Below are 6,340 nucleotides of genomic sequence, written 5' to 3'. Positions count from 1 at the left end.
ATATTGTAAATTATATATTGAATAAGGAGAATAATTATGGAGAAAATTATAAATTCTATAGGGGATAGTGAAATAAAAATTATAAAAGCTGGTATAGAGCACTGCAATGACATATCTTTCTTAGGAAAGAAAACTTTTGATGAAACCTTTGGTTATTTATTTAAGCCAAAAGTACTAGATAGATATCTACAGGCAACATTTAACTCTGAGAAAATCAAATCAAGTTTGAGCAAAGAAAATAATCATTTTTTTATAGTATATTTGGATAATAGTCCTGTTGGGTATGCTAAGATAAAAGAAAATTCTTTCTATGAAGAGATAGATGACCAAAATCAATTACAGTTACAGAAAATATATATATTATCACAATACCATGGGCTCGGCATAGGACTTGAATTTATGAAAACTTGTAAAAAGTTTTTTGAAAAATTTTCTCCTGCTACAGTTTGGCTAGCCGTGCTTGAAAGTAATATAAAGGCTATAAATTACTATAAAAAATGCGATTTTAGAAAAACAGGAAAATATCATTACAGCTTTGAAGATGCAAATTTTACATATGATGTTATGAAGTTAAAAGTATAAATTATTTAGAATACGAAAGAATATATCTAATAAAAGTGAGGTGTAGTGATGAATAGTAAAAAAATAGCAGGTGAAAAGGCAGTTGAATTTATTAAAGATAACATGATTGTTGGACTTGGAACTGGATCAACTGTGTATTATACAATTGTAAAATTATCTGAAAGAATAAAAGAAGGGCTAAATATTAAAGCAGTTTCTACTTCTAATTCCACTACTAAGCTTGCTGAATCATTAGGAATACCTGTAATATCTCTTAATGAAGTAGATTATGTTGATTTGACCATAGATGGTGCAGATGAGGTTGATGATCTGTTAAATGGAATAAAAGGAGGGGGAGGCGCGTTATTATATGAAAAATTAGTTGCTAACTCGTCAAAAAAGGTGATATGGGTAGTTGATAAAAACAAAATGGTAAAGTCTTTAGGTAAATTTCACCTTCCTGTAGAGGTGGTTCCATTTGCATATCGTCAAATTTTCAATAAGTTAAAAGAGTTAGGTCTAAATCCTGTTATTAGAAAAAATGATAATGGTTATTATGTTACCGACGGACAGCATTATATAATAGATTTATTTATACAAAAGATAGAAGATCCTTATAAATTAGAAAAAACCATAAAAATGATTTCTGGAGTTGTTGATACAGGATTATTTCTTGATATTGCTGATACGATTATAGTAGGAAGAGAAAATACAGTTGAAATTATAAATAAATAGAATTAAAAAAATATAGGTATAATTATAAATTTAAATAGATATATTTAATATAGTTTAGTGTATAATAATCTTAAACAATTAATGATTGAGAGAATAAAATTTATAATTAGGTGTCTAAAGTAAAATATCTAGTGAAAGATGTTATCGATATTTTATGTTAGATAAGGAAATAGCTTATATTCATAAGATGACTATAAACAGGCTATGATAACATAGGGTGATATAAAATAGATTATTATACTCACAAGTTATTTTTATAAGATGCCTTAAGGTATGAAGATATCTAAAAAATAACATGTATTATATTTGGAGGTGCATTTATGTTAAATTTTGTTTACAGCATACCGACTGAAATATTTTTTGGTGAAGGAAAAATAAAGGTTTTAGGTAAGGAAATAAAGAAGTATGGGAATAAAGTCCTTTTAGTTTATGGTGGAGGAAGCATAAAGAAAACAGGACTATACGATAAAATTACTAATATACTAAAAGAAAACAATATAGACTTTGTGGAACTTGCAGGAGTAGAACCAAATCCTCGTATTACTAGTGTAAGAGAAGGGGTTAGACTATGCAGAGAAAATAACATAGATTTTATTCTTGCAGTAGGAGGAGGAAGTGTAATAGATTGTTCTAAATTTATTGCAGGTGGATATTATTATGATGGAGATCCATGGGATTTCTTTATTGGTAAGGGAGATGTCACAAAAGCATTACCATTAGCTTCAATACTTACTTTATCTGCAACTGGTTCTGAAATGAATAGGGGAGGAGTTATAAGTAATATTGAAACTAACCAAAAGCTTGCAGCAGGACATCCAGCTCTTTCACCTAAATTTTCAATTTTAGATCCAACTTATACTTACACTGTGCCTAAAAATCAAACAGCAGCAGGGGCAGTAGATATTATGAGCCATATATTTGAAGTTTATTTTACTCCAACAAAAACTGCATTTCTTCAAAATAGAATGGCAGAAGGATTATTAAAAACAGTTTTTCATTATGGACCAATAGCATTTAATGAACCAGAAAACTATGAAGCACGAGCAAATTTAATGTGGGCATCAAGTCTTGCTATTAACGGTTTATTGAGTTATGGAAAGGATACAAACTGGTCAGTACACGACATGGAACATGAACTAAGTGCGTTTTATGATATAACTCATGGAGTAGGATTAGGTATATTAACTCCTGTGTGGATGGAATATATTTTAAATGAGGATACTGTAGATGATATTGCTGAGTATGGAATAAATGTATGGAATTTAGAAGCTGATAAAGATAAATATAAAACTGCTAAGGAAGCTATAAATAAAACAAGAGATTTCATAAAATCTTTAGGTATCCCTATGACTTTAAGAGAAGTGGGAATAGGAGAGGAAAAATTAGAAATTATGGCTAGACAATGTGCAGGAGGCGGAACAGTAGGAAATTATCCTCCGCTAACTTCAGAAGATATATTAGAAATATATAAAAGAGCATTATAATATTATAATGAAAATCAGTAATTACTGCTTCTTAATTTTTACTACTAAAAGATAACTATAAAAATTGAAAAGCTAACAAATAAAAGGCTATTGATGTTATATCAATAGCCTTTTATTGTAAGAGGATTTTAGAATAAGTTGTAGAATATGGAATATAACAAATAAACATATATATTTATTTACAAAATACCTGTAAATAATACAAATTTTTTGGATTACAAAGAATTGATGACAATAGAAATCTTAATTAGGCATGAGGTGTTAAAAATTGATTGATAAAGCTAAAAATTATTATGATTATTTTTTTTCAGAAGAATACCATTCTCTTTCTATAGAACAGAAAAGATGTAATTTAGCCTTAAATGCTTTTGATGGAGCTATTTGGGAATGGAATTTAAATACCGATGAATTTTATTTAAGTAGCAAAGGCGATCAGTTGTTAGGAGTAGAAAATAGTTCACAATCTATAAATAGTATAAACTCTTTGTCTAAGTTTGTGCATCCGGAAGATTTGTATCCTCTTTTTATTTTCTTTCTTGAAAGAATAAAAATTTCTAATGATAAAGAATTTTCCCATGAATATAGAATAATACAAAAAGGTGGAAATATTAAATGGGTTAGAGCTAGTGGGAAAATATACAGAAGTAAAAAAGAGAATATAAATTTAGCATCAGGATTTATAATAGAAATAACAGAACAAAAAAAACAAGAATTAGCTTTAGCAAAAAATCAAATGAAAAACAGATTAACTATTGCCGGATCATTAGATAGTATTTGTGAGGTGGATTTAAAGAAAAAAATTATGAGTTTTAGTTCATCTATAAATAACATACTTAAAGATGGTAAGGCAAATGAAAAGATAAGGTACTATAAACATTGGATGAAATACATATATGATGAAGATAAAGAAAACTATTGCAAAGGTATTAAAGAATTTTTAAATAGTAATGAAGTGTATTATGCTAATCAGTATAGAATACTAAATGCAAATAATGAGATTGTTTGGTTAGAAACTAGAAGTAAAGCTACTTTTGATGAATTGGGTAATAAAGATTATTTATATGTATCAATCAAAGATATAACTAAGGAAAAACTTGAAAAAAGTAAATATGGAAGATTACAATATAATGATGATCTTACAGGCTTGCCTAATAGATTTTTTTTACGAGAAGCGCTAATAAAAAAAGAAATAGATAGTTCTTTAAAAATGAAAGAGAAGATTGCATTAATATCTGTAGATATAGATGGATTTAAACATATAAACGATGCTTTTGGTCATAATTATGGTGATGAACTTCTACGTCAAGTTGCTGAAAGATTAAAATTAATGGTTGGAGAAGATGATATACTTTGTAGATTTAGTGGTGACGAATTTTCTTTTCTCATTGAACATATAAAAGGATATATAGACCTAGAGAATAGAGCTAAACAAATTATAAAGTTATTTAATTCTCCTGTTAAGATGCTTGATAGTGAAGTTTTTATAAGTGTAAGTATAGGTATGGCGCTTTACCCTGATCACGGTGAAATACTTTCTGATCTAGTTTACAAAGCTGATATGGCTATGTATAAAGCAAAAAGTTTAGGAAAAAATCAGTATTATTTATTTGAATTTAATGATTTAGAAAAAGTAAATAGAATATTTTCTATCGAAAAAGATTTAAGTGAAGCATTAAATAAAAATGAAATGTATTTAGTATTTCAGCCTAAGATTAGCGCCAATAATGAAGAAATGGTAGGGCTAGAGGCATTGATTAGATGGAAGCATTTAGAGAAAGGATTTATATCTCCTGTGGAATTTATCCCTATTGCTGAGTATACTAAGACAATAATACCAATAGGAAGGTTTGTTTTTGATGAAGCCTGTAAAAAATGTAGAGAACTTTTAGAGATGGGATATGATAACTTTAAAATATCTGTAAATCTTTCTAAAGTACAACTAGAAGATAAAAATCTGACTAATAATTTTATAAATATATTAAAAAAATATAATTTAGATCCTAGATATATAGAATTAGAAATAACAGAAAGTGTTATAATTGACGTATTGGAGAAAAATTTAGATGTTCTAGATAAGCTTCATAAATATGGAATGAGTATTTCACTAGATGATTTTGGTACAGGATTATCACCGTTAAAATATTTAAAACTTTTAAATTTAGATTGTTTAAAAATAGATAAAAGCTTTATAGATGATATAGGAATTAATAAAAAAAGTGAGCATATTATTGATGGACTTATAAAACTTGCACATAGCTTAAAGCTTTCAGTAATAGCTGAAGGTGTGGAAACGGAAGAACAGATTAAGTATTTAAAAGCTAATAACTGTGATATTATACAGGGATATTATTATGCTAAACCTATGATATTTGAAGAAACAGTTAAATTTTTAAAGAATAAATAATTAAGTTAGTTTTTAATATTTAATCTTTTTTATAGATTTATATAATTCTAAACTTATTAGATAGAAGTAATATATTTGAGATACAGTTTAAATATATTAAAAATATAATTAGTTCAAAAAATTTTAGGTATATTATAACAAATAGAACCATGATTTTATCATGGTTCTATTTGTTATATTTTTTTCGCAGAAATTCTTTATTTATACCTTAAATAAATTTCTACAAAAATAAAAAATGATATGTAAATATGTGTTACTTAATTATAAAAAATTGTATAATAAAGAAACTAATGCTATAATTTACATAATAATGGAGATGGGGTATATATAAAAGTTATAATAAAATATAGATAAACTATTTAATGTAAACTTAAATATTTAATAGCACAATTTTATAAATTTATAGATTAAATTTGAAACTGGTATATCTATATATATGTAATAACTTAAAATATTGCCCTAAATGTAAATTATCTAAGGGGGAAAATATATGAGTAAAAAAAGTATTTGGTCATTTAAATTTAATACTGCAGCATTAGTTCTTATACCGGCAGCAGTAGGTATTAACTATATTGGTAAAAGTTTTGCAGAGATATTAAAACTTCCACTATGGTTAGATGCTATAGGAACATTGCTTGCTAGCATGCTTGCAGGTCCAATAATAGGAGGAATTTGTGGGGTAGTTAACAATGTAATTTATGGACTAACCATGAACCCAATATCTTTTGTTTATGCATTTACTAGTTTAGGAATAGGAATCACAGTAGGGGTTTTAGCCCATAAAGGATGGCTAGACACATTACCAAAAGCAGTATTTACAGGTCTTATAGTTGCATTAGTTTCAACAGTTATATCTACTCCATTGAATATAATTTTTTGGGGAGGACAAACAGGAAATATTTGGGGAGACAGTGTATTTACAGTATTAACAGCAAATAAAAGTCCATTATGGTTAGCATCTTTTTTAGATGAGTTAGTTGTGGATATTCCAGATAAAATTGCTACAGTGATTGTTGCTTATGGCATATTTAAAAATTTGCCTAAAAAACTCACGATTCTTTATAAAAATGATAATAATATAGAGACTTTATAATATAGAAAAAACTTAATTCAAACTTTTTTGATTCATAATTTCTTTTAATACAGGTTGCACAAT

Annotated in this window: 5 protein-coding genes; all 5 read left to right on the top strand. The window is 27.0% G+C overall.

The genetic code is table 11. From position 1 onward, the window contains the following. Positions 1-36: 36 nt before the first annotated feature. The 5 genes from ACY1IQ_RS16635 (at position 37) to ACY1IQ_RS16615 (ending at position 6,277) form a co-directional block, all read left to right on the top strand. Positions 37-582 carry a GNAT family N-acetyltransferase gene (locus ACY1IQ_RS16635; RefSeq protein ID WP_461615022.1) on the top strand — a complete coding sequence of 182 codons (546 nt, stop codon included), beginning with the start codon at positions 37-39 and terminating at the stop codon, positions 580-582. A gap of 48 nt (positions 583-630) precedes the next feature. After that, positions 631-1,296 (top strand): ribose-5-phosphate isomerase RpiA, encoded by a 666-nt coding sequence (gene rpiA, locus ACY1IQ_RS16630; protein ID WP_461615021.1) that lies wholly within the window; start codon positions 631-633, stop codon positions 1,294-1,296. A gap of 320 nt (positions 1,297-1,616) precedes the next feature. Then, positions 1,617-2,780, top strand: coding sequence for an iron-containing alcohol dehydrogenase (locus tag ACY1IQ_RS16625; RefSeq protein WP_461615020.1), 1,164 nt, complete (start codon positions 1,617-1,619; stop codon positions 2,778-2,780). Positions 2,781-3,048: 268 nt separating this feature from the next. Further along, positions 3,049-5,184 (top strand): sensor domain-containing protein, encoded by a 2,136-nt coding sequence (locus ACY1IQ_RS16620; protein WP_461615019.1) that lies wholly within the window; start codon positions 3,049-3,051, stop codon positions 5,182-5,184. Between the two features lie 490 nt (positions 5,185-5,674). Next, a complete protein-coding gene (locus ACY1IQ_RS16615; RefSeq protein ID WP_461615018.1) occupies positions 5,675-6,277 on the top strand; it encodes an ECF transporter S component in 603 nt (200 codons plus the stop codon). Positions 6,278-6,340: the final 63 nt, after the last annotated feature.

It is taken from the genome of Clostridium sp. Marseille-QA1073 (genome assembly GCF_054863625.1).
This window is presented reverse-complemented; position numbering and strand designations above follow the sequence as displayed.

Excerpts from the sequence above, each read along its gene's own strand:
- ACY1IQ_RS16615 (WP_461615018.1), top strand. The coding sequence starts at position 5,675 with ATGAGTAAAAAAAGTATTTGGTCATTTAAATTTAATACTGCAGCATTA.
- ACY1IQ_RS16625 (WP_461615020.1), top strand. The coding sequence starts at position 1,617 with ATGTTAAATTTTGTTTACAGCATACCGACTGAAATATTTTTTGGTGAA.
- rpiA (WP_461615021.1), top strand. The coding sequence starts at position 631 with ATGAATAGTAAAAAAATAGCAGGTGAAAAGGCAGTTGAATTTATTAAA.
- ACY1IQ_RS16635 (WP_461615022.1), top strand. The coding sequence starts at position 37 with ATGGAGAAAATTATAAATTCTATAGGGGATAGTGAAATAAAAATTATA.